Source organism: Shewanella sp. 30m-14, from assembly GCF_052977125.1.
This window is the reverse complement of record NZ_JBRILW010000001.1, coordinates 1-24,233: the sequence shown is the minus strand read 5'-3', so window position 1 is coordinate 24,233 and position 24,233 is coordinate 1. Positions and strand designations below refer to the sequence as shown.

Annotated in this window: 20 protein-coding genes; 5 read left to right on the top strand and 15 right to left on the bottom strand. The window is 43.7% G+C overall.

Features of this window, described 5'->3' with window-relative positions; genetic code table 11:
- Positions 1–27 precede the first annotated feature (27 nt).
- Together ACVBIU_RS00100 and bioB are read right to left on the bottom strand one after the other, a co-directional pair.
- Entirely contained in the window at positions 28–1,221 is a 1,194-nt protein-coding gene (locus tag ACVBIU_RS00100; RefSeq protein ID WP_447162884.1) for an 8-amino-7-oxononanoate synthase, read from the bottom strand.
- Between the two features lie 260 nt (positions 1,222–1,481).
- Positions 1,482–2,534, bottom strand: a complete 1,053-nt coding sequence (bioB, locus tag ACVBIU_RS00095; RefSeq protein WP_447162885.1) for a biotin synthase BioB — start codon at positions 2,532–2,534, stop codon at positions 1,482–1,484.
- A gap of 248 nt (positions 2,535–2,782) precedes the next feature.
- Here bioB and bioA point away from each other — a divergent pair, with 248 nt between their 5' ends.
- Together bioA and fusA are read left to right on the top strand one after the other, a co-directional pair.
- Positions 2,783–4,123 carry an adenosylmethionine--8-amino-7-oxononanoate transaminase gene (gene bioA / locus ACVBIU_RS00090; protein WP_447162886.1) on the top strand — a complete coding sequence of 447 codons (1,341 nt, stop codon included), beginning with the start codon at positions 2,783–2,785 and terminating at the stop codon, positions 4,121–4,123.
- Positions 4,124–4,477: 354 nt separating this feature from the next.
- Entirely contained in the window at positions 4,478–6,562 is a 2,085-nt protein-coding gene (fusA, locus tag ACVBIU_RS00085; protein ID WP_447161962.1) for an elongation factor G, read from the top strand.
- A 291-nt stretch (positions 6,563–6,853) separates the two neighbouring features.
- Here the strand turns inward: fusA and ACVBIU_RS00080 are convergent, their stop codons facing one another.
- The gene (locus ACVBIU_RS00080) at positions 6,854–7,309 is read right to left on the bottom strand and encodes an AAA family ATPase (RefSeq protein ID WP_447161961.1); all 456 of its coding nucleotides are present in this window, start codon (positions 7,307–7,309) and stop codon (positions 6,854–6,856) included.
- A gap of 76 nt (positions 7,310–7,385) precedes the next feature.
- Positions 7,386–8,111 carry a Sir2 family NAD+-dependent deacetylase gene (gene cobB / locus ACVBIU_RS00075; protein ID WP_447162887.1) on the bottom strand — a complete coding sequence of 242 codons (726 nt, stop codon included), beginning with the start codon at positions 8,109–8,111 and terminating at the stop codon, positions 7,386–7,388.
- Between the two features lie 268 nt (positions 8,112–8,379).
- On the opposite strand from cobB, the gene fur reads away from it, so the two are divergent.
- Positions 8,380–8,811 carry a ferric iron uptake transcriptional regulator gene (fur, locus tag ACVBIU_RS00070; protein WP_447161959.1) on the top strand — a complete coding sequence of 144 codons (432 nt, stop codon included), beginning with the start codon at positions 8,380–8,382 and terminating at the stop codon, positions 8,809–8,811.
- A 57-nt stretch (positions 8,812–8,868) separates the two neighbouring features.
- Here fur and ACVBIU_RS00065 read toward each other — a convergent pair whose 3' ends face one another.
- Positions 8,869–9,369, bottom strand: coding sequence for a GNAT family N-acetyltransferase (locus tag ACVBIU_RS00065; protein WP_447161958.1), 501 nt, complete (start codon positions 9,367–9,369; stop codon positions 8,869–8,871).
- 152 nt (positions 9,370–9,521) lie between these two features.
- Between ACVBIU_RS00065 and ACVBIU_RS00060 the strand changes: the two genes are divergently transcribed.
- Positions 9,522–11,174 (top strand): FMN-binding glutamate synthase family protein, encoded by a 1,653-nt coding sequence (locus ACVBIU_RS00060; RefSeq protein ID WP_447162888.1) that lies wholly within the window; start codon positions 9,522–9,524, stop codon positions 11,172–11,174.
- Positions 11,175–11,191: 17 nt separating this feature from the next.
- On the opposite strand, the gene ACVBIU_RS00055 is transcribed toward ACVBIU_RS00060, so the two are convergent.
- The 10 genes from ACVBIU_RS00055 to sdhC all read right to left on the bottom strand — a co-directional run bounded on the left by ACVBIU_RS00055 (position 11,192) and on the right by sdhC (position 22,584).
- A complete protein-coding gene (locus ACVBIU_RS00055; protein ID WP_447162889.1) occupies positions 11,192–12,118 on the bottom strand; it encodes an AEC family transporter in 927 nt (308 codons plus the stop codon).
- A gap of 324 nt (positions 12,119–12,442) precedes the next feature.
- Positions 12,443–12,751 carry a hypothetical protein gene (locus ACVBIU_RS00050; RefSeq protein WP_447162228.1) on the bottom strand — a complete coding sequence of 103 codons (309 nt, stop codon included), beginning with the start codon at positions 12,749–12,751 and terminating at the stop codon, positions 12,443–12,445.
- 241 nt (positions 12,752–12,992) lie between these two features.
- On the bottom strand, positions 12,993–13,865 hold the full coding sequence (sucD, locus tag ACVBIU_RS00045; protein WP_447162227.1) for a succinate--CoA ligase subunit alpha: 873 nt from the start codon (positions 13,863–13,865) through the stop codon (positions 12,993–12,995).
- Positions 13,865–15,031 (bottom strand): ADP-forming succinate--CoA ligase subunit beta, encoded by a 1,167-nt coding sequence (gene sucC, locus ACVBIU_RS00040; protein WP_447162226.1) that lies wholly within the window; start codon positions 15,029–15,031, stop codon positions 13,865–13,867. Before sucC ends, sucD begins: the two co-directional genes overlap by 1 nt.
- Positions 15,032–15,112: 81 nt before the next feature.
- On the bottom strand, positions 15,113–16,300 hold the full coding sequence (gene odhB / locus ACVBIU_RS00035; RefSeq protein WP_447162225.1) for a 2-oxoglutarate dehydrogenase complex dihydrolipoyllysine-residue succinyltransferase: 1,188 nt from the start codon (positions 16,298–16,300) through the stop codon (positions 15,113–15,115).
- Positions 16,301–16,332: 32 nt separating this feature from the next.
- Positions 16,333–19,155 (bottom strand): 2-oxoglutarate dehydrogenase E1 component, encoded by a 2,823-nt coding sequence (gene sucA, locus ACVBIU_RS00030; RefSeq protein WP_447162224.1) that lies wholly within the window; start codon positions 19,153–19,155, stop codon positions 16,333–16,335.
- Positions 19,156–19,360: 205 nt separating this feature from the next.
- Positions 19,361–20,068 carry a succinate dehydrogenase iron-sulfur subunit gene (locus ACVBIU_RS00025; RefSeq protein WP_220781975.1) on the bottom strand — a complete coding sequence of 236 codons (708 nt, stop codon included), beginning with the start codon at positions 20,066–20,068 and terminating at the stop codon, positions 19,361–19,363.
- A gap of 12 nt (positions 20,069–20,080) precedes the next feature.
- The gene (gene sdhA / locus ACVBIU_RS00020; RefSeq protein ID WP_447162890.1) at positions 20,081–21,847 is read right to left on the bottom strand and encodes a succinate dehydrogenase flavoprotein subunit; all 1,767 of its coding nucleotides are present in this window, start codon (positions 21,845–21,847) and stop codon (positions 20,081–20,083) included.
- Positions 21,848–22,195: a succinate dehydrogenase, hydrophobic membrane anchor protein gene (gene sdhD, locus ACVBIU_RS00015; RefSeq protein WP_447162222.1), complete on the bottom strand. Its 348-nt coding sequence runs from the start codon at positions 22,193–22,195 to the stop codon at positions 21,848–21,850. It lies immediately after the preceding gene.
- The gene (gene sdhC / locus ACVBIU_RS00010; protein WP_447162231.1) at positions 22,189–22,584 is read right to left on the bottom strand and encodes a succinate dehydrogenase cytochrome b556 subunit; all 396 of its coding nucleotides are present in this window, start codon (positions 22,582–22,584) and stop codon (positions 22,189–22,191) included. The genes sdhD and sdhC overlap by 7 nt, the downstream gene beginning before the upstream one ends.
- A gap of 411 nt (positions 22,585–22,995) precedes the next feature.
- On the opposite strand from sdhC, the gene ACVBIU_RS00005 reads away from it, so the two are divergent.
- Positions 22,996–24,233, top strand: a 1,238-nt coding sequence (locus tag ACVBIU_RS00005; RefSeq protein ID WP_447162891.1) for a citrate synthase, incomplete at its 3' end; no start/stop codon positions are given.

Below are 24,233 nucleotides of genomic sequence, written 5' to 3'. Positions count from 1 at the left end.
CGTAATGAGATATTAGAAAGCTCAATGTCAGTCATCATTTAAGATAACAGCCAACACATCCACTAACGCCAAAATATCTTGCTGACAGTGATTAGCATTTATGGTTAACCTTAGTCTTGCACTTCCGACGGGTACGGTTGGAGTTCGAATCGCACCTAACCAGAAACCATGTTCTTTCAATCTTTTAGCCACCGCCATTGTCTTAGCGGCATCGCCGATTAAGATCGGTTGAATTGCAGTTTGTGAGTCTGAGAGTTCGATATTCTTTTCTAAGCAGGCAGCTCTAAAACAGGCAATATTGTCATTCAATTTCTGCCGACGTTCGGGTTGCTGCTTAATCATATTGATGGCGGCCAATGCTGCTACGGCATGAGCTGGCGACAACGCTGTTGAGTAGATGTAATGACGGGCATTGGCCACCAAAAAATCGATTAATGCTTGGCTTCCGAGAATTGCAGCTCCTTGCCCCCCCATGGCCTTACCAAAGGTGACCAACTGAGCATCAATCTTAATGTCGTTTGCAATCCTTGTGGCACCCAATCCGTTTTCGCCTAGCAGACCAAAACCATGGGCATCATCGACGATTAACCAAGTATTATGCTGTTGACAAAGCGCCGATAACTCAGCTAAAGGAGCAATATCACCATCCATACTAAATAGACTTTCGGTCAATAATGCACTTGGCGAAAAGCGCTCTAAATGACTCTTAGCACTATCGATGTCGTTATGACTAAAGCGCTTCAGCTTAGCACCACTATCCTGAACGCCGTCGATCACTGAGGCATGGATTAACTTATCGGCAAGCACCAGATCCGTTTCATTAAACAAGGTCTTCATTAATGCGTTATTAGCGCTAAAACCTGAACAAAATAACAGTGCAGCTTCATGTCCTGTGGCTTCGCATAAGGCTTGCTCCAGTTTTAAATGCGCTTCGCTATAACCCACGACCAATGGCGAGGAAGTACTCCCAACACCGTGTTGTTTCGCTCCTTGGTAAAGTGCCTCAGCTAACTCTGAAGATGTCGATAAGCCTAAATAGTCATTACTACTGAAATTAACATAAGGCAGTGCATCCACTTCAAAGTAATTTGACTGATTAGGGTCCAGCACAAGATTAGTGCGTCTTCGAAGCAGACCTTGTTGTTCTAACGCTTGATTTTTATTGATAACTCTAGCGTTCAAGGACTCGACTGACGGCTGATTTTTTGAACTTTCTGACATTGTTATGCTCAGTTAAAAGGCTAAAATAGCCTAGTAAACCCACCGCTTTATTTTCGGCAGACTTTGGTAATTGTGTATTTTAATCGTTACTTGTATAAAATCGCTTTGAAAAAGGGAGCACTATCAGCATTGAGCGATACTGACCAACACTGACGATGCTCTCTGTTAATTAGTCACCCGGCAACCATTAACTATCTTGTAACCATTAACCATCTTGTAACTATTAACCATTAACTATTAACTATTTTTTAATCAGCAACTTAAAGCGCGCCGGCATCATAAAATGCTGACACTTTTTTGTCTTGCTGCGCCGCGGCTTTTGCCAACATAGCTTCATCCTGTTCTTTGGTTGATGCTACGCCCTGCTCAGGATGCAGGCCCAGTCGTCTAAATAGACTCATATCATCATTTTCTTCTGGATTAGCCGTCGTTAACAACTTACAACCGTAAAAGATTGAATTTGCTCCCGCAAAAAAGCACATCGCTTGCAGTTCATCGGTCATATTCTCACGCCCTGCCGACAGACGCACTCTAGACTTGGGCATTGTAATACGCGCTACGGCAATGGTACGGACAAACTCTAATGGATCTAAATCATCAAGCTTTTCAAAGGGGGTACCTTCGACTTTTACCAACATATTAATTGGCACAGAATCTGGATGCTGATCTAAGTTTGCCAATTGCTGAAGAAGACCTGCTCGGTCGGTGGCTTTCTCGCCCATGCCAACAATGCCACCAGAACATACTTTCATGCCTGATGCACGTACATTGGATAAGGTATCTAAACGACTTTGATAGGTGCGAGTGGTGATCACATCGCCATAATATTCAGGCGAGGTATCTAAGTTATGGTTGTAATAGTCCAGCCCCGCATCAGCCAGCGTATTGGCTTGATCAGCTGACAACATACCCAGGGTCATACAGGTTTCCATACCTAATGCTTTAACCTCTTCCACCATGGTCTTAAGGTATGGCATATCGCGTTCTTTAGGATTACGCCACGCTGCGCCCATGCAGAAACGTGATGCTCCCGCAGCTTTAGCACTGCGAGCTTCTGTTAGTACCGTTTCCATGGCGAGCAAGCGCTCTTTTTCAAGACCTGTGTCATAACGTGCACTTTGCGGGCAATACTTACAGTCTTCTGGGCAAGCACCGGTTTTAATCGACAGTAAACGGCTGATCTGGACTTCATTAGGATCGAACTCTTGGCGGTGGATGCTCTGCGCCTGAAATAGGAGATCGTTCATTGGCAGTGCAAATAAGCTTTCAATCTCTTCGCGCTTCCAGTTATTTCTTAGCTGTACTTCAGACATGCAGTTCCCTTTTTGCTCACACGTTCAATTAATCTGATTCTTTTGCGTTTGCTGCTAGCATCTGAGTTTATAAAAAAGATGCTAACTGCCGTTAACCCAGTTAAAGAATGGTACACTTTTAGTCATTAAAACAATAGCTTACCATTATAAAGTGGAGGGTTTTACGTAATATTTATCTTGCTTAGGATACCTACAGGTCGTAACCTGTCAATGTCATACTAATTAAAAGGTTTACTAACGGTTATTATATGAGCAACAACATTCAATCTACTACAAGCAGTGTTGATCTTCAATTTGATAAAGAGCACTTGTGGCATCCGTATACCTCCATGGCCAATGCATTGCCGGCATTTGGAGTCGTTGCCGCCGATGGCGTTGAACTGGAGTTGCAAGATGGTACAAAACTCATTGACGGTACCAGTTCATGGTGGGCTTGTGTCCATGGTTATAGCCATCCCAAAATAGTCGCAGCAATGCAGCAGCAAACCGCACAATTAAGCCATGTTATGTTTGGCGGGATCACCCACCGTCCTGCAGTAGAGTTGGCACGACTGCTCATAGACATGACTAGCCCCAAACTAACCAAGGTATTTTTGGCGGACTCGGGCTCAATCGCGGTAGAAGTGGCGATGAAAATGGCTCTGCAATACTGGCAAGGTAGAGGACATACAGCGAAGCAAAAAATCCTCACCATTAAAAATGGCTATCATGGTGATACCTTTGCAGCCATGAGCGTGTGCGATCCAGAAGGTGGCATGCACACCATGTTTGGTGAGTTAGTCACCAAACAATTGTTTGCCCCAGCTCCTCAGTCTCGCTTCGATGACGACTTTGACCCAGAGGAACTGAGCGACATTTCTAACCTGTTTGAAGATAATCATCAACAGATAGCGGCATTATTGCTCGAGCCGATTATGCAAGGTGCTGGCGGTATGCGTTTTTACCACCCAGAGTATTTAACCGCGGTAAGAAAACTGTGCGACAAATATAATGTGCTGCTGATTCTTGATGAAATCGCCACAGGCTTTGGTCGTACTGGTAAGTTATTTGCCTACGAACACAGCAATATTGAAGCCGACATTTTATGTTTAGGTAAAGCATTGACTGGTGGTTATATTTCCTTAGCAGCAACCCTGTGCAGTGATGAAGTGGCTAAAGGTGTTAGTGATTCTCCTGCCGGCGTGTTTATGCACGGCCCAACCTTCATGGCTAACCCATTAGCGTGCTCTGCGGCCATCGCCAGCCTTGAGCTTATTGGTGAAAATCATTGGCAACAACAGGTTAGTGCTATTGAAACTCAGTTAAAGCACGAACTGGCAAGCGCTATAGACTACCAAAATGTCAAAGACGTACGCGTATTAGGGGCCGTAGGAGTGTTAGAGATGAATGCCACTGTTAATACTGCAGAGCTGCAACAGCAGTTTGTCGATTTAGGCGTATGGATAAGACCTTTTGCTAATCTTATCTATATCATGCCGCCCTATTGCATTACCTCAAGCCAGCTCAGCAAATTGACTCATGCGATGAAAGTCGTAGCTAAACAAGTTCATCTTCCAAAGGACTCAAATACGTTTATCAGTCATGGGTAAGCTAAGGTAACCAACAACTATAAATATGTCCGCTTCGCAACACCTCTGCTCTGGGACCGTTGGCGTTTCAATTCGTAACGGTCGGCTCAGTTGGTGCCACTGACCAGCATAAATATCTAAAACGCCAAGATTGCGTCATTACTATTGGTCACATTAAGAGCCTATAAATATGCCTTTTAGCTAACCCCCTGCCTTTACAGCCGAAGTAACAACCTTAGATTTGGCTATAAAATGTGATTTTTTTATGATATTTCGTTTAATTTAGCCCTGAATGATAAAAATCGATAAAATAAATTGAAAAGTATTGCTATACTTGCGCGGAATTTTAGAACGTAACTCCAATAGAGTAGAAAAATGACTGATTTATCAAAGTACAGAAACATTGGTATCTTTGCTCACGTTGACGCGGGTAAGACTACTACAACTGAGCGTATCCTAAAGCTTACCGGTAAGATCCATAAACTGGGCGAAGTGCATGACGGCGAATCAACAACTGACTTCATGGAACAGGAAGCTGAGCGTGGTATTACCATTCAGTCTGCTGCTGTTAGTTGTTTTTGGAAAGAACACCGTTTCAACGTTATCGACACCCCTGGTCACGTTGACTTTACAGTAGAAGTTTACCGTTCTCTTAAAGTTCTTGATGGTGGTATCGGTGTATTCTGTGGTTCTGGTGGTGTTGAACCACAATCAGAAACTAACTGGCGTTATGCTAACGACTCAGAAGTTGCGCGTATCATCTTCGTAAACAAGTTAGACCGTATGGGTGCTGACTTCTTACGTGTTGTTAAGCAAACTAAAGACGTTCTAGCTGCTAACCCACTTGTTATGGTACTGCCAATCGGTATCGAAGACGAGTTCAGTGGTGTTGTTGACCTACTTACTCGTAAAGCATACGTATGGGATGACACTGGCGAAGCTGAGAACTACTCAGTAGAAGACGTTCCTGCTGACATGGTTGACCTTGTTGAAGAATACCGTGAAATGCTAATCGAAACTGCTCTAGAGCAAGACGATGACCTATTAGAAGCTTACATGGAAGGCGAAGAGCCATCTATGGAAGACATTAAGCGTTGTATCCGTGCTGGTACTCGTACAATGGACTTCTTCCCTACATACTGTGGTTCTGCTTTCAAGAACAAAGGTATGCAGCTTCTTCTTGATGCTGTTGTTGATTACCTACCAAACCCAGTTGAAGTTGATCCACAACCTCTTACTGACGAAGAAGGTAACGAAAACGGTGAGTTCGCTTTAGTTTCTATCGATGAGCCACTAAAAGCACTAGCATTCAAAATCATGGATGACCGTTTCGGTGCACTAACATTCGTACGTATCTACTCAGGTCAGCTACGTAAAGGCGATACTATTCTTAACAGTGCAACTGGTAAGACTGAACGTATCGGCCGTATGTGTGAAATGCAAGCAGATGAGCGTAACGAACTTGATTACGCACAAGCTGGTGACATCATCGCTATCGTTGGTATGAAGAACGTGCAAACAGGTCACACTTTGTGTGATGTTAAGCACCCTTGTACTCTTGAAGCAATGGTATTCCCAGAGCCAGTTATCTCTATCTCTGTAACACCAAAAGATAAAGGCGGCTCTGAGAAAATGGGTATCGCTATCGGTAAAATGATTGCAGAAGATCCATCTTTCCGTGTAGAGACTGACATCGATTCAGGTGAAACTATTCTTAAAGGTATGGGTGAGCTTCACCTAGACATTAAGGTAGACATCCTTAAGCGTACTTACGGCGTTGACCTAATTGTTGGTGAGCCTCAAGTTGCATACCGTGAAACTATTACTCGTGAAATCGAAGATAGCTACACGCATAAGAAGCAGTCTGGTGGTTCTGGTCAGTTCGGTAAGATTGACTATGTTATCCGTCCTGGTGAGCAAAACACTGGCTTCACATTTAAGTCTTCAGTTGTTGGTGGTAACGTTCCTAAGGAATTCTGGCCAGCAGTTGAGAAAGGTTTCGCTAGCATGATGAACACCGGTACTGTTGCTGGTTTCCCTGTGTTAGACGTTGAACTTGAACTTAAAGATGGTGCTTTCCACGCAGTTGACTCGTCAGCTATCGCGTTCGAAATCGCTGCTAAAGGCGCATTCCGTCAATCTATGCCAAAAGCTGGCGCGCAACTTCTTGAGCCTATCATGAACGTTGACGTATTCAGCCCAGATGACAACGTTGGTGACGTTATTGGTGACCTTAACCGTCGTCGTGGTATGATCAAAGACCAAAACGCTGGTGTTACTGGTGTTCGTATTAAGGCTGACGTACCGCTTTCAGAAATGTTCGGTTACATCGGTTCACTACGTACTATGACTTCTGGTCGTGGCCAATTCTCTATGGAATTCGCTCACTACAGCCAGTGTCCAAACAGTGTTTCTGAGAAAGTTATCGCTGAAGTTAAAGAAAGAAACGCTAAGAAGTAACTATTAATTTAGTTATGACTCTTTAGAGTTTTAAGCTTTAACATAAAAGCCTATAGATGAATGTCTATAGGCTTTTTTATTGCCTGCCTAATCATAAACGTTATGAACATTGCTTACGTAAAGCAATCAGTATCAAGATGTGTTCGCTCAGCGAGGGCTTAGCGCTTGTGAGGCAAGGACTTTAATTGAACTCGGTTATGACACTGATTGGAAGTGCTAAAACTCGCCATTTAGACTACAAGAGCGAGTTATACTAATTGTAAGAAAGGGATATAAGAATATGTATAATCATTAGGCTTCAAACGTTTTTGCCATGCGAATAATACTATTTAACGGTACCCGATGCTTGTTACGGTCGGCACATAATAGCTGATGATTCTTATCCTTTGGCTCACCAATCTGCTGGATCTGCACTTGATAGCCTTCCGCTTTCGCTGCTGCATAATATCCCTCAAACTCCCATAGAGCCATATTGGTATTATCGCAAATAACCACAGGTATTTTATTAGCAATTGCGTGGATAAATCGCGTTAAGTTAAGTTGATGATATTTAGATAATTGTTTTGGATTAAAGTGGTACTCACCATCAAGATAAAAAAACTCATCTGTAGAGCAAACCTTAACCGATCCACTATCATCACACTTTGGTAATGACTTTACATATTGTTCAACCCAATAGCTTTTACCACTTCCCGGCAGTCCACGCATAATGATTGCAATGCCGCCAACATCAGTATCTTGTTTCATCTACAATTACCTTTTACTTGCCTCATTACGAGGATATTATTAATACCCATTGGTATACGACACCCAAGCACTAAGGCTAAAGTAGGTTATTCACTATTTTGCCACTAAGAATATCATCCACAAGTTTAGGTACCACTTCACTCGCTTTCCCTTCTAAATGATATTGGAATTGGCTGTGCCTATCTGCAGCCACAAGGTTAATCTCAACCGTCTGTGCGCCATGGTGATTAGCTGTATCAACAAAGCCTGCCGCAGGGTACACCGTTCCTGATGTGCCTATCGCAATAAACAGATCGCATGTATCTAGCGCATGTTGAATTCTATCTAAACCAAAAGGCATTTCACCAAACCAAACAACATGCGGCCTGAGTCTTTGAGCTGGTATGCAGCAAGTACAAGTATGTTCTGGTCCAAAAGGTTCTCTTAATACGAAGGTTTGCTGTGAGCGTGGGCAACGCCCTTTAGATAACTCTCCATGCATGTGTAAAAGACGTCGAGAGCCTGCTCGCTCATGTAAATCATCTATGTTTTGTGTAACCACCAACAACTCGCCCTCAAACTCTTGCTCAAGCTTAGCAAGTGCAATATGGCCCGCATTGGGTTCGATAGAGCCATTATGAAACTGTTGCCATCTATCGTTATAGAAACGTTCAACTAACAATGGGTTATAGGCGTAGCCTTCAGGGGTCGCGACCTCTTCGATTTTATGCTCTTCCCATAAACCATCTTGATCTCTAAAGGTACGTAACCCAGATTCAGCAGAGATCCCTGCCCCGGTCAATATTACAATCTGCTGGTACATCTACAGTCCTTATTATTAGTCTTTGTTACTATCTTGCCTTTTTGTCGGCGTGGATGACATTAGGCGTTAGTATAAATGGGCAATAACAATACAAAAAGTACGTTTAAATTGTTTGTTTTATATCTAGTTAATGGCTTTTATTTGCATATGAGGCTTTATTGCTAGATCAAAGGTTTAAGTTTTCAATTTGTACACATATAATGGATTGAATACCCACAAATGAACTGATTAACTTATAGCTAATCGTTCTGCAATCAAGAGAACAATAATGACAGATGGAAATCAAGCGCTAAAGAAAGCCGGTTTGAAAGTGACCTTACCACGAGTCAAAATTTTAGAATTGATGCAAGCGCCAGAGAATCAACACATCAGTGCTGAAGATCTCTATAAGAAGTTACTGGATATTGGTGAAGAGATTGGTCTTGCTACTGTATATCGCGTACTTAACCAGTTTGATGATGCAGGTATTGTTACTCGCCACCACTTTGAGAGTGGCAAGGCTGTTTTCGAACTTTCGTCTCAGCATCACCATGACCACTTAGTATGCCTATCGTGCGGTAAGGTTATCGAATTTTCTGACGAAATGATTGAACGTCGTCAAGATGAAATCGCAATGAAGCATAACATTAAGCTAACTAACCACAGCTTATATCTATACGGTGTTTGTACTAACGATGAGTGCGACCACGGCGTCGCGTAATACTGCGCCTCGAGACAAAAACCAGCTTAGTCGCTGGTTTTTTTGTTTAGGTAACCGCTATAGAAACTTATGAAACACATTCACTTTATGGCCCATAAATTTATCACGGTTTCTTTGCTTCATCCCCACCTTACGCGCAACGCCTTCCGAGCCTTTATTACCTAGTAAAATTAACGCAATAGCCTCATGAATGTCGTAATCCTGAAAGCGTTCAAGTGCCGCTGCGCCGGCCTCAAAGCCAATACCTTGCCCCCAATATTGTGGTAGATATCGGTACCCCAGCTCCACTTCGTTAAACTCAGTAATAAAAGTCGGGCCACAAAATCCAATCACTTTCCCATCCGACTTATGCTCTACAGCCCAGCGGCCGTAGCCTCGCTCTTGATAGCTGGGTAAAATAACGTTATCTAAAATCTGCGTCGCTTGAGACATTGAAGTCATAGGAGCGCCAGGAATATAAGTTAGGACTTCTGGGACACTGTTCAACAAAAAGATAGCTTTAGTATCTTTAGGCTCAAACCAACGCAAAATCAGCCTGTCTGTCTCAGTAATAATCACAATAAACTCCTTTTAATCAACTTCCTTTCTAGGCAACTAATATACTCGTTATTTGTTTAGTTTAGAAAGTATTAAAACATGTTTGCTTAAATCGTACCAATCGCGTTCAATATAGCAATGCTAGATTAGAGTCAATAACAAAGGAATGCTTTATGACTATCATGCAAAAGGTCTATTGGGTTATTGCAACCTTAGGTAACCTAATTGCCATCAATTATATGCTTAACAACACTGGGCTGTTTCCAAGCTTAGTATTGATGTTTACCCTTTTCTATACTGCTGTCGGTTATTTTGATATCTACCACAGCTCACATACACTTAACCGGCTCTACCCTGTTGTCGCTTATCTGCGTTACTTTCTCGAGTCTTATCGAGTCGAAATCCAACAGTACTTCATCGCTAACGACACAGAAGAGACCCCTTTTAACCGTGAACAACGTTCTTTAGTCTACCAACGTGCAAAAAACGTGCGCGACACCATCGCCTTTGGCACACAGAGAAATTTATTAGAAGATAACTACCTCAGTCTGTGGCAATCACTGCACCCTAAAGAGGTTGATAAAAATAACAAACGCATTCAAATTGGTGGGCCCGATTGTTTACAGCCCTATCAAGCATCTTACTTTAATATCTCGGCCATGAGTTTTGGCTCACTGAGTGCTAATGCCATCGAATCCCTTAATCTTGGCGCATTAAAAGCGGGTTGTTACCACAACACCGGTGAAGGTGGCGTGAGTCCCTATCACCTTAAACATCATGGCGACCTAGTTTGGCAAATTGGCTCTGGTTTGTTTGGATGCCGTGATGATGCAGGTAATTTCAACCCCGACACATTTACAGCAATGGCCACTCGCCCGCAAATTAAAATGATTGAGATAAAGCTCTCTCAAGGCGCTAAACCGGGGCATGGAGGGGTATTACCTGCCGCTAAAATTACCGATGAGATTGCAGCCATTCGCCACATCCCCAAAGATAGAGATTGCGTCTCTCCAGCTGTAAACCCTGAATGCACAACGCCAAAAGACCTGCTTAACTTCATTCAGACATTACGGCAGCTCAGTGAAGGGAAACCTGTTGGCTTTAAACTCTGTGTAGGTAACCCAGTCGAGTTTTTAGGTTTATGTAAAGCGATGATAGAAACGGGGATCACCCCAGACTTTATTACCGTTGATGGTGCAGAAGGCGGAACAGGAGCCGCTCCTGTCGAGTTTACTAATAGATTGGGCATGATGTGCCTTGAGGCCATTTATTTCGTTGATAACGCCTTAACGGGTGCAGGACTCAGAGACAAGATCACAATTATCGCCTCAGGAAAAACAGCCTCAAGTTTTGATCTACTGGCAAAAATTGCGATGGGCGCAGATACCGTTAATGCGGCCAGGACCATGATGATGTCCTTAGGCTGTATTCAGTCGAGACAGTGCAACACCAATATGTGTCCTACGGGGATTGCAACACAAGACCCTGCGCGCAGTAGAGCGGTTAATATTGTAGATAAAAGCGAACGAGTCAAAAATTATCACCACAACACGCTCGAGAGTTTTTTCGAATTAGTCGGCAGTATGGGGCTAGACAATCCAGAAAAGTTACAGCCGCATATGCTCAAGCGTCGCACTCCCTATGGTCTATTAATGTCGGTAGGCAGTTTAATCCAACCGCTACAATTGAATGATCTCGTTAACGAGAATAAAGTTGCAGGTCCATGGAATGAATGGTGGCGTACGGCTCAAGCAGAAGACTTCTATTGCGAGGATGTTTATATCCTCTCTCCTGCAGAGCTGTCGCGACCTAGAAATACTGTTTAGCAACATTTAATAATCGATTACAGTAACACCCCCAACCAAAAGCTCATGCTTAATACAGACAGTACCGTAGATAACACTACGGTACTAGCGATTACAGCCTGTTGCGCTTGAACTTGCATAGCAACTAGATAGGCATTAACCCCCAAAGGTGAAGCACTGAGTAGAACCAAGACCACTAAATTATCACCATCGATCGACAACAGCTTAGATCCACATAAAAATACTAAAAATGGCAGTAGTAAGAGTTTTACCATGGAAGCGACAAGCGCTAATTGCCAATGACTGGTTATCTTATAAAAACTCAGATTTGCCCCAAGCACAAACAAGGCACATGCCAAAGCCGGCTCACTGAGCAGGCGCAACCCATTAAATATGTTATCTTCTACTTTAATCGCGAGTAAATTTAACAGTAATCCTGCAGAAATCCCCAATACAATCGGGTTTAACACTATGCCTTTTATAAACTGCCATCCATTGAATCCAGAGGTATTTTGCTTATAACTCAAAAGAAAAGTTAATGAAAAAAGCATGGCGCTATGAAAGGTGATAATTGCAAACACGTTGCCCATCATCTTCTCACCCAGCGCGCCTACGATAACTGGCAAACCAACAAGAATCGTGTTGGAATAGCTACAACCTAATCCATAAACAGCACTACTTGTGAGTAAAGCTTTACGCCCTCGCATTAGCCAGCAATATAATCCAGCAACGACCCCGTAGACACCAAGCACAGGCAGATAAAAAGCCATTAAGTTTTTAAGCTCAAAACTCTTAGCCAGATCGGCTTGGTACATATTAATGAACAAAAAAGCCGGTATGGACAGATAAAAGGTAAATAGGCTTATGCCACCGATACTTTCTTTAGTAAACGGCCCCTTCGCCGTCAGAAAATAGCCTAAGCTCGCCATAAAAAGTAATGGAAAGATGATAGTAATCGTCGACATCAAGTTAAATCCCTTAACAAATTAATACCTTTATAAATAAAGGCTTACTAACGTGGAGAATAGCAATGGCTATAAATAAAGCTAGAGCGAGATTGAGCGCAGGGATAATAGCAGAGTACGGGTGGTTGTGTTAACAAGATTGGAACTTTGTGGTTTCTAGGTCAAAAATGTATCTAAAACCTTTTACCGGCAACGCTAAATTGACAGCTAATAAAAATCATAGCGACACCATGTCATCTCGAAGGGTTAGCCACATCGAAATAACCTAGTCCCTAACATAAAGATATTCAGATATAAAAAGCAGGGCTTTAAAGCGAGAGCATACTACTTACTAGACACATTAAGCGGAATAATATTACAGAAGATCTCCTTCTCGAACTGCTGCTCTAAGCGGTCGCGCCATGACTGCTTGTTAATTGGCACGAGGTAAAAATGCTCTCTAGACGTATCTGTTACAAAGGCTAACCCATGACGCATTAGCTCAAAGTGGATATCGTTAACAAAATCCGCAGAAAAGTTTTGGCGGCCAGTTAACTGATTGATATCTTTACGGGTGAGCGAAACACCTTCGTTGAGTTCACCAAACCTCATTCGCAGCCAATCAGAAAATTCTTTTGCACTAACCATCGACATAAAAGTTACCTACAAGTTCCCTATAGATAAATTAGGTATAACAGATTGTTAAAACTACGCCATATTTTTGACAAAATAAGACGGATTTATCGCCAATAGTTCTAGATTTGCCCCTCTTGGTAGAATTAAACTCTAAAAACAAACTGACAAAATTGAAAAATTACACTTACCTTTATTGTAAACATAAAGAGCTGGCAACAAAAAAGGCGCTAAAAGCGCCTTTTTTAAACAAGGTTAGAAATTACCAACCTGTTTTAGTACGAAGTGCCTTACCGATATCAGCAAGTGAACGTACAGTCGTTACGCCTGCAGCTTCAAGAGCCGCAAACTTATCTTCTGCCGTACCTTTACCACCAGCGATAATTGCGCCAGCATGGCCCATACGCTTGCCTTCAGGTGCAGTAACACCAGCAATGTATGATACAACTGGTTTAGTCACGTTAGCCTTGATGTATTCAGCAGCTTCTTCTTCAGCTGTGCCACCAATTTCACCAATCATTACGATTGCTTCAGTTTGTGGATCGTTTTGGAACATTTCCAATACGTCGATGAAGTTTGTACCAGGAATAGGGTCGCCACCAATACCAACACAAGTTGATTGACCAAAACCTTCATCAGTAGTTTGCTTAACCGCTTCGTACGTTAACGTACCAGAGCGAGAAACAATACCTACTTTACCTGGCTTGTGGATGTGACCTGGCATGATACCAATCTTACACTCACCAGGTGTGATAACACCTGGGCAGTTTGGACCAATCATGCGTACGCCAGTTTCTTCAAGCTTAACTTTAACTTGAAGCATATCTAACGTTGGGATCCCTTCAGTAATACAAACGATTAGCTCAATGCCACCGTCGATTGCTTCTAGGATTGCATCTTTACAGAAAGGTGCAGGCACATAGATAACTGAAGCCGTTGCGCCAGTCACTTCAACTGCGTCTTTAACAGTATTAAATACTGGAAGACCTAGATGAGATTGACCACCCTTTCCAGGAGAAACACCGCCGACCATCTTAGTGCCGTAAGCGATAGCTTGCTCTGAGTGGAATGTTCCTTGACCGCCAGTAAAACCTTGACAGATAACTTTGGTATCTTTGTTAATTAATACAGACATTATTTGCCCTCCGCAGCTTTAACTACTTGCTCAGCCGCGTCAGTTAGACTTGTAGCTGCGATAATATCTAGATCTGAGTTAGCTAGCACTTCACGACCTAGATCAGCGTTAGTACCTTCAAGACGTACAACAACAGGTACTTCAACACCGACTTCTTTAACTGCGCCAATGATGCCTTCAGCAATCATGTCACAACGAACGATGCCACCAAAGATGTTCACAAGAACAGCTTTAACGTTTGAATCAGACAAGATGATCTTGAATGCTTCAGCTACACGCTCTTTAGTCGCTCCACCGCCTACATCTAGGAAGTTAGCAGGCTTACCGCCATGTAGGTTTACGATATCCATCGTACCCATTGCTAGGCCAGCACCATTAACCATGCAACCAACGTTTCCGTCTAGTGCTACATAGTTAAGCTCAAACTTAGCCGCGTGAGCTTCACGAGCATCATCTTGTGATGGATCGTGCATTTCACGGATTTTAGGCTGACGGAACAATGCGTTACCATCGATACCAATCTTGCCATCAAGACAATGAATGTTGCCTTCTTCAGTGATAACAAGTGGGTTGATTTCAAGTAGTGCGAAATCATGGTCTTCAAACATTTTCGCTAGGCCCATAAAGACCTTAGTGAATTGCTTCATTTGAGTTGGGTTAAGACCTAACTTGAAACCAAGATCACGTGCCTGGTATGGCTGAGGACCAGTAAGCGGATCAATAATCGCTTTATGGATCAACTCAGGCGTTTCTTCTGCCACGGTTTCAATTTCAACGCCGCCTTCGGTAGACGCCATGAACACAACGCGTCGTGTTGAGCGATCTACTACTGCACCTAGGTACAGTTCATTTGCAATATCAGTGCAGCTTTCAACTAAAATCTTAGCTACTGGCTGACCTTTCTCGTCAGTTTGGTAAGTAACAAGGTTCTTACCTAACCAATGTTCAGCGAATGCGCGGATCTCTTCTTTATCACCGGTAACTTTAACGCCACCTGCTTTACCACGGCCGCCAGCGTGTACTTGACACTTAACAACCCACATATCACCGCCAATATGGCCCGCGGCTTCAACTGCTTCTTGAGCAGTATCACACGCAAAACCTTCTGACACTGGTAAACCATATTCGGCAAATAGAGCTTTTGCCTGATATTCATGCAAATTCATGATGATCTATCCATTCTACTTCTTATAAATTTTTCAACAGGCCCTAGTAGGGCCTGCAACGAGGGTATTGTCTGCCTTGACCTAAAGGTCAAGTAACAGACGAGTTGGATCTTCTAGGAAGTCTTTAATAGCAACCAAGTAACCAACTGATTCACGACCATCTACAATCCGGTGATCGTAAGAAAGTGCGAGGTACATCATAGGCAGGATTTCCACCTGACCATTTACTGCCATTGGGCGATCTTTAATGGCATGCATGCCTAAGATTGCGCTTTGTGGCAGATTCAGAATTGGTGTTGACATCAGTGAGCCAAATACACCACCGTTAGTCACGGTGAAGTTACCACCAGTCATATCTTCTACTGTTAGCTTACCGTCACGGCCTTTAATGGCGAGTTCACGCACATTACGCTCGATATCAGCAAGGCTCATCTTGTCTGTGTCACGTAGAACGGGGGTCACAAGGCCACGAGGAGTCGATACTGCAATGCTCACATCGAAATAGTTGTGATAAACAATCTCGTCACCATCTATTGAAGCGTTCACTTCAGGGAAACGCTTAAGTGCTTCCGTGACCGCTTTAACGTAGAAAGACATGAAACCTAGACGAATACCGTGGCGCTTCTCAAAAATCTCTTGATATTGCTTACGAATATCCATAATTGGCTTCATGTTAACTTCGTTAAACGTCGTTAGCATGGCTGTAGAGTTTTTAGCTTCAAGTAGACGATTCGCAATCGTTTTACGAAGACGTGTCATAGGTACACGTTTTTCGCTGCGCTCAGCAAGAGGTGCTACGGCAACTGGTGCACTTACTGCTGGAGCCGATGCTGCGCCTTTGTTCTTAACAAAAGCTTCAACATCTTCTTTAGTGATACGTCCACCGATACCCGTACCGTTAACCGCATTTGCATCAACGTTGTGCTCAGCAATTAAACGACGAACTGATGGGCTCAGTGCATCATTAGACTCATCAGCCGCAGGTGCTGCAGCTTCAGCTTCAGCTTTAGTGACTTCTTGACCTGCAACTGCGCCCGCTACGAAGCTTGCAATCACAGCTTCACCAAGAACAGTATCGCCTTCTTGAGCTAAAAACTCAGCAATCTGTCCGTCTTCTGGTGCAACAACTTCAAGTACGACTTTATCAGTTTCAATATCAACAAGGATTTGATCACGAGAAACTTGCTCGCCAGCTTGAACATGCCATGTCGCAATGGTTGCATCTGCAACTGATTCTGGCAGTACGGGTACCTTAATTTCGATACTCATGGATTACGATCCTTTTTATATAATGTCTATTACTACAGCTTTAACGCACTGTTGATTAATGATTCTTGTTGCTGAGCATGCAATGCAGGGTAACCACATGCTGGTGCAGCTGAAGCTTCACGGCCTGCGTAGCTCAACTGAGCTCCCCCAGGAATGACACTCCAGAAATGATGTTGACTACAATACCAAGCACCTTGGTTTTGTGGCTCTTCTTGGCACCAAACAAAATCTTTAACGTGGCTATATTCAGCAAGGGCTGCTGCCGCTTCTTCATGTGGGAACGGGTACAGTTGTTCGACACGAATTAACGCAACATTATCTAAGCCTTCTTTACGACGACGCTCTAAGAGCTCAAAGTAAACTTTTCCGCTACAAAATACGACTCTATCGACTTTACTTGCATTTAATTCATCAATTTCGCCGATAACGTTTTGGAACGTACCGTGTGCTAACTCTTCCAGGCTAGAAACCGCTAATGGATGACGTAGCAATGACTTAGGCGACATAACCACGAGTGGGCGACGCATAGGGCGTACAACCTGACGACGTAGCATGTGGTAAACCTGAGCTGGTGTCGACGGCACACACACTTGCATGTTGTGGTTAGCACAAAGTTGGAGGAAACGTTCTAGACGTGCACTTGAGTGCTCAGGACCTTGCCCTTCATAACCATGAGGCAATAGCATCGTTAAGCCACATAAACGGCCCCACTTCTGCTCACCCGATGATAAGAACTGATCGATAACAACTTGGGCACAGTTAGCAAAATCACCAAACTGAGCTTCCCATAGTGTTAATCCACCCGGCTCGGCTGTGGCGTAACCGTATTCAAATGCTAGGACTGATGCTTCCGATAAAACCGAGTCGGTTAAATCAATGGGCCCTTGCTCATCGGCAATATTGCGCAGTGGCATATAAGCCGTTGCATCATTTTGATTATGCAATACTGCGTGACGATGGAAGAAAGTACCGCGACCAGAATCTTGACCGGTAATACGGATACGTTTCTTGTCTTCAAGAATCGACGCATAAGCCAAAGTCTCGGCAAAGCCCCAATCTAGCAGTTTTTCACCTGCAGCCATTGCTAAACGATCTTTATAAATCTTAGCAACGCGTGATTGCAGCTTGTGGCTTTCTGGTACATAACTGATTTTATCAGCTAAGTTTTTGATGCGCTCAATCGACATATGCGCATCATATGCATCATTCCACTCGGCGCCGATATAAGGGCTCCAATCGACAGAGTGAAGTGTCATTGGTCGCCACTCTTTCACGACGCAATCACCATCATCAAGTGCATCACGATAAGCATTCACCATCGAAGTTACGTCATCGCTACCCATTGCGTTTTCAGCAATTAGCTTATCGGCGTAGATCTTTCTTGGTGTTGGATGCTTTTTAATCTTGGCATACATAAGAGGCTGAGTAGCACTTGGCTCATCGGCTTCGTTATGGCCGTGACGGCGATAACAAACCAAGTCAATCACCACATCACGTTTGAATTCGTTACGGTAATCGACTGCCAATTGTGAAACAAAAGCAACCGCTTCAGGGTCATCTGCATTCACGTGGAAAATTGGTGCCTGCACCATCTTAGCGATATCAGTACAGTATTCAGTTGAACGTACGTCTTCAGTTAAGTTAGTGGTAAAGCCAACCTGATTGTTAACTACGATACGGATACTGCCGCCAACCTTAAAGCCACGAGTCTGCGACATGTTGAAGGTTTCTTGCACAATACCCTGGCCAGTAATGGCAGAGTCACCATGAATAGTGATTGGCATCACCTGCAAACCCGTATCACAACCGCGTCTATCTAAACGCGCACGTACAGAACCAATAACCACAGGGTTAACGATTTCAAGGTGAGATGGGTTAAACGCAAGTGCTAGGTGAACGTTACCACCTGGCGTTTCGAAATCTGAGGAGAAACCTTGGTGATATTTAACGTCACCAGAGCCATTAAGCTCATCACTGTGCTTACCGGCAAACTCATCGAACAACTCTGATGGTTTCTTGCCTAGAATATTGACTAGCACGTTCAAACGACCACGGTGTGCCATACCAATAACGACTTCTTTGGTACCCGCATCACCTGCGCGATAAATAATTTCACGCATCATAGGAACGAGTGCATCACCGCCCTCTAACGAGAAGCGCTTTGCCCCTGGGAACTTAGCACCTAGGTATTTTTCCATACCCTCAGCGGCGTTGAGTCCTTCAAGAATTCGAGTCTTATCTTCTTTTGAGTAGTTTGCAGCACCCAGAGACGGTTCAAGACGTTGCTGAATCCAACGTTTTTCATCGGTATCGGTAATGTGCATATACTCAGCACCGATAGAACCACAATAGGTCGCCTTTAGTGCTTTAACGAGATCCACCAGCTTCATGGTTTCACCACCATGAGCAAATGAACCCGTATTAAATTGACGCTGCATATCATCGCTATCTAAGCCGTGAAATGCTGGGTCTAACTCAGATACCTTGTCGCGCTTCCAAATATCAAGCGGATCTAAATTGGCATTCTGATGACCACGGAAACGGTGAGCGTTAATTAACTGTAGGACTTTAACTTGTTTTGCATCGACTTCATGATCGGTCACCTTAGGTGAACCTTTTTGACGTCCATCTAATGCAAGACTACGAAAATAGTCGCGTACTTTAGAGTGGGCAGCTTCTGGCACATCCGCTGATGAACCATTAACTAGAGGGAGGTTATCAAACACGACACGCCAGTCTTCAGTAACTGACTGTGGATCGACTTGATAGGCTTCATACATCTCTTCTACATAGGTCGAATTCGCGCCATTAAGATGTGACGATTCGAGCCAGGCTTTCATGATGCCTTGGTGCATTTCTATTCCTTTCAAACTGTATACACGTGCTTAGCCAAAGTCATAAATACAGATCCTTAGTAACGTAAAGGATATGTAATCTCTGTAGCCCCGAGAGTTCCAGATTTTCGTTATATTTGTCTTCCATGACACAAAAAAGAGCCACCCTCCACAGGGAAAGTGACTCATATAGAGCTATATCAATATCGGCTCTTGGTTCTGCATACTAAACGGCTCTCTGCAGCAGCATAGACTTAATATGTCCAATTGCTTTTGTCGGATTAAGCCCTTTAGGACAAACGTCAACGCAGTTCATGATGCCGTGGCAGCGAAATACGCTGTACGCGTCATCAAGCCCAGATAAACGTTCCTCAGTTGCCGTATCACGGCTATCGATCAAGAAGCGATAGGCATGTAGCAAGCCACTTGGACCGATAAACTTGTCTGGGTTCCACCAGAATGAAGGACAAGCCGTAGAACAACATGCACACATGATGCACTCATAGAGTCCATCTAAATGCTCACGCTCTTCTGGTGATTGCAGATGTTCACGCGCAGGCGTTTTTTCGTCGTTAATCAAGAAAGGCTTAATCTTTTCGTACTGGGTATAGAACTGAGTTAGGTCAACAATCAAATCACGTACTACAGGCATGCCTGGCAGTGGACGGATTTCGATTTTTTTCCCTTTAAAGGTAGAAACTGGCGTAATACACGCAAGGCCGTTTTTACCATTCATGTTGATACCATCACTACCACATACGCCTTCACGGCATGAGCGTCTAAACGCGAGTGTTGGGTCTAACTCTTTAAGCTTTAATAGTGCATCCAGTACCATCATGTCGGTACCTTCATCCACTTCTAAGCTGTAATCCTTCATGTATGGCTTAGTGTCTACATCAGGATTGTAGCGATAAACTGCAAATTCCAATTTCATCGGGTCTTCTCCTTAGTAGGTACGCTTAATTGGCGGGAATGCGGCACGAAGTTTTGGTTCCATGTTCACATCACGCTTAGTCATTAGCTCGGTAACCGGGTCGTAGATACTGTGGCATAACCAGTTATCATCATCACGCTCTAGGTAATCTTCACGTGAATGTGCACCACGACTTTCTGTACGGAAGTTGGCCGCTGTTGCCGTAGCAATTGCAGTTGCCATCAAGTTATCTAACTCTAAACATTCAATACGCTGAGTATTGAACTCTGTTGAGTTATCAGAAAGTTTCGCATTAGCCAAACGTTCGCGGATAGCTTTAAGCTCTTTAAGGCCTTCAGCCATCGCATCGCCACTTCTAAATACAGAGAAGTTAAGCTGCATACAAAGTTGTAAGTCTTTACGAATAACCGTTGGATCTTCACCATCTTTGTTGCTTTCCCAGCGATTTAGACGCGCTAGAGAGGCATCGATATCAGCTAGTGTTGCATCTTTTGCAATCGGTGTTTCGTCCAATGCTTTACCTAAGTGTTGACCCGCTGCTCGACCAAATACTACAAGATCTAACAATGAGTTACCACCCAATCGGTTCGCACCGTGCACCGATACGCATGCTATTTCACCAACCGCGAATAGACCGATTACATCTTCTTCAGTGCCATCGCTATTTTGGCGTACAACTTGACCACTCACTTTGGCTGGTAGACCACCCATCATATAGTGACAAGTCGGTAAAACTGGGATTGGACCATCTGCTGGATCGATATGTGCAAAAGTACGAGACAATTCACAAACACCAGGAAGACGTGCTTCAAGGGTTTCTTTACCTAAGTGATCAAGCTTAAGTAAACAGTGCGGACCTAATGGGCCATCAAGACCACGACCTTCACGGATTTCAGTCATCATAGAGCGTGCAACCACGTCACGAGATGCTAAATCTTTCGCATTAGGTGCGTAACGTTCCATGAAACGTTCGCCGTCTTTGTTTAGCAGATAACCGCCTTCGCCACGACAACCTTCAGTGACCAAAACACCTGCGCCAGCAATACCCGTTGGGTGGAACTGCCACATTTCCATGTCTTGCATCTGCACGCCAGCGCGCATCGCCATACCCACACCGTCGCCAGTGTTAATATGAGCGTTAGTAGTAGAGGCGTAGATACGACCTGCTCCACCTGTCGCTAAAATCGTTGCTTTTGCTTTGAAATAAACAATTTCGCCAGTTTCAATTTCAATTGCAGTACAACCGACAATCACACCGTCTTCATTTTTAACCAAGTCGAGTGCATACCACTCAGAAAAGACTTCGGTCTTATGTTTAACGTTTTGCTGGTAAAGGCAATGCAATAATGCGTGACCGGTACGGTCTGCAGCAGCTGCGGTACGCGCCGCTTGCTCACCACCAAAGTTTCTAGATTGGCCGCCAAATGGGCGCTGATAAATAGTGCCGTTTTCGAAACGTGAGAAAGGTAAACCCATATGCTCAAGCTCAATAACGGCTTCAGGACCGGTCTTACACATAAACTCAATCGCTTCTTGGTCACCGATAAAATCAGAACCTTTAACGGTATCGTACATGTGCTGTTCCCAGTGATCTTCGTGCGCATTACCAAGGGCTACAGTAATACCACCCTGTGCAGATACGGTATGAGAACGAGTTGGGAATACTTTAGATAACAGCGCACAGCTCTTACCTTCTTTAGAAATCTGTAGAGCGGCACGCATACCGGCGCCACCAGCACCGATTACAACCGCGTCAAATTCGCGAACTGGAATACCCACTTAAACACCCCACACAATCAAAATGCCTGCGACCAAATAACTGAAGGCTGCTACGACAAAAACAAACTGAAGTACACCACGTAGAGAAACACACTTTACATAATCAGTCAGCACCTGCCAGATCCCAATCCAGGCATGTATCAACACTGCAACTAGCGCGAGTACGGTGAAGACTTTCATTGGCAACGTGCTAAATAAGCCATGCCATGCGTCATAAGTTAGTGGAGAGCTACATGCGATAAACCCAACCAAGAAAATGGTATAACAGGCTAGGATTACTGCACTTGCACGTATAAGAATAAAGTCATGGACACCGCTGCGCCCAAAACTTGCTGCGTTAGTTACCATACCCAAATCCCCGCAATGATTGAAAACACTACTGACAAGGCAATAGCGACTTTAGCCGAAGTTACACCAGAAGAAAGTTCTTCCCAGTAGCCAGCATCCATCACTAAGTGGCGAATACCCACTATTAAGTGATAACCCAGCGCGGTAAGAATTCCCCAAACGATGAACTTAACAACAAAGTTATCAAAAAGAGATTGGACGCCAGCGAAACTCTCGGCTGATGCTAATGATTCATTAAGCAACCAGATAAGGATACCGACGGCAAACAGCATGATGACACCCGATACACGATGAAGAATCGACGCGATCGCTGTTGCAGGGAAGCGTATGGTCTGCAGATCTAAATGGACAGGTCTTTGCTTTTTCACGTTCTGCTCACTCTGCTCAATTGAGCTATTTTTTGTTATATGAACCGCTTTCGCTCAAATTCTAACCAGTGATCAAGATCACGGTTTAGAACTTTTACAAAAGAAAACTTGAAACAAACATTTAACAGTTTTAGCAACCACTAATTAAGCATGCAAATAAGTGATAACTAATCGCTAATGTATGCAGCTCTTCTGAGCTGCGGCAAGTATACGTGGGTGAAATGTCAAATACAAACATCACATTATGCAAATTTAGTTTTTTTGGTAAAAAAATCTGCCAAGCTGCTGTTGGCACAGGTAGTTAATGGCATTTAATACCATGGTCTAACGAATTTAAACGCTTATTTAAATTGAAATGTGATCTAGATTCACTGTAAAGTATTGACGTTTGATAAGCCGCACTCAATAAGAATGAAGTAAGGAGAATGGGGTATGGCTGACAATATAGCCAAATTAGAACTACCAGGGAATGATTCAATCGATCTGCCTATTAAAGAAGGTACGGCAGGATTTGATGTAATCGACATCAGCAAGTTAGGTAGCAAAGGTTACTTTACTTTCGATCCAGGATTTCTTGCGACCGGATCTTGTGAATCTGCAATTACTTATATCGATGGTGAGAAAGGAATACTGCTTCACCGCGGTTACCCGATCGATCAACTGGCGACAGAATCAAGTTACTTAGATTTATGCTATTTGTTGCTTTATGGAGAGCTTCCAAGTAAAGCTGAATACGAAAAATTCGTACACACAGTAAAGACTCACACCATGGTTAACGAGCAACTGGCCTTCTTTTTTAGAGGATTCAGACCTGATGCTCACCCAATGGCGATGTTATGTGGCGTAACTGGCGCCCTATCGGCGTTTTACCAAGACTCTTTAGATGTGAATGACGAACGTCATCGCGAAATTGCCGCGTATCGTTTGGTATCGAAGATGCCAACAATTGCAGCGATGTGTTACAAGTATTCAATCGGTCAGCCGTTTGTCTACCCACGTAACGACTTAAGCTATGCTGGCAACTTCTTAAGCATGATGTTTGCAGTACCTTGTGAAGAATACAAGGTTAACCCAATCGTTGAACGTGCCATGGATCGTATTTTCATCCTACACGCTGACCACGAGCAAAATGCGTCAACATCTACCGTACGTTTAGCGGGCTCTTCAGGTGCTAATCCATTTGCATGTATTGCAGCGGGTATTGCGTCTCTATGGGGTCCTGCGCACGGCGGAGCGAATGAAGCATGCCTAAATATGCTGGAAGAGATCGGTACTGTTGATCGTATTCCAGAGTTTATTGCACGTGCTAAAGATAAAGAAGATCCATTCCGTCTTATGGGCTTCGGTCACCGTGTTTACAAGAACTTCGACCCTCGCGCTAAAGTAATGCGTGAAACATGTCATGAAGTGCTTGCCGAACTGAAAGTGAACGATCCGCTTCTAGATGTAGCCATGGAGCTTGAGCGTATTGCACTAGAAGATGAGTATTTCGTGTCTAAGAAGCTTTATCCCAATGTTGATTTCTACTCAGGGATCATCATGAAAGCCATTGGCATTCCAACAAGCATGTTCACTGTATTGTTCGCCCTAGCGCGCACAGTCGGTTGGATTGCACATTGGAAAGAGATGCTAGATCAGCCAGGTCATAAGATCAGTCGTCCTCGCCAGCT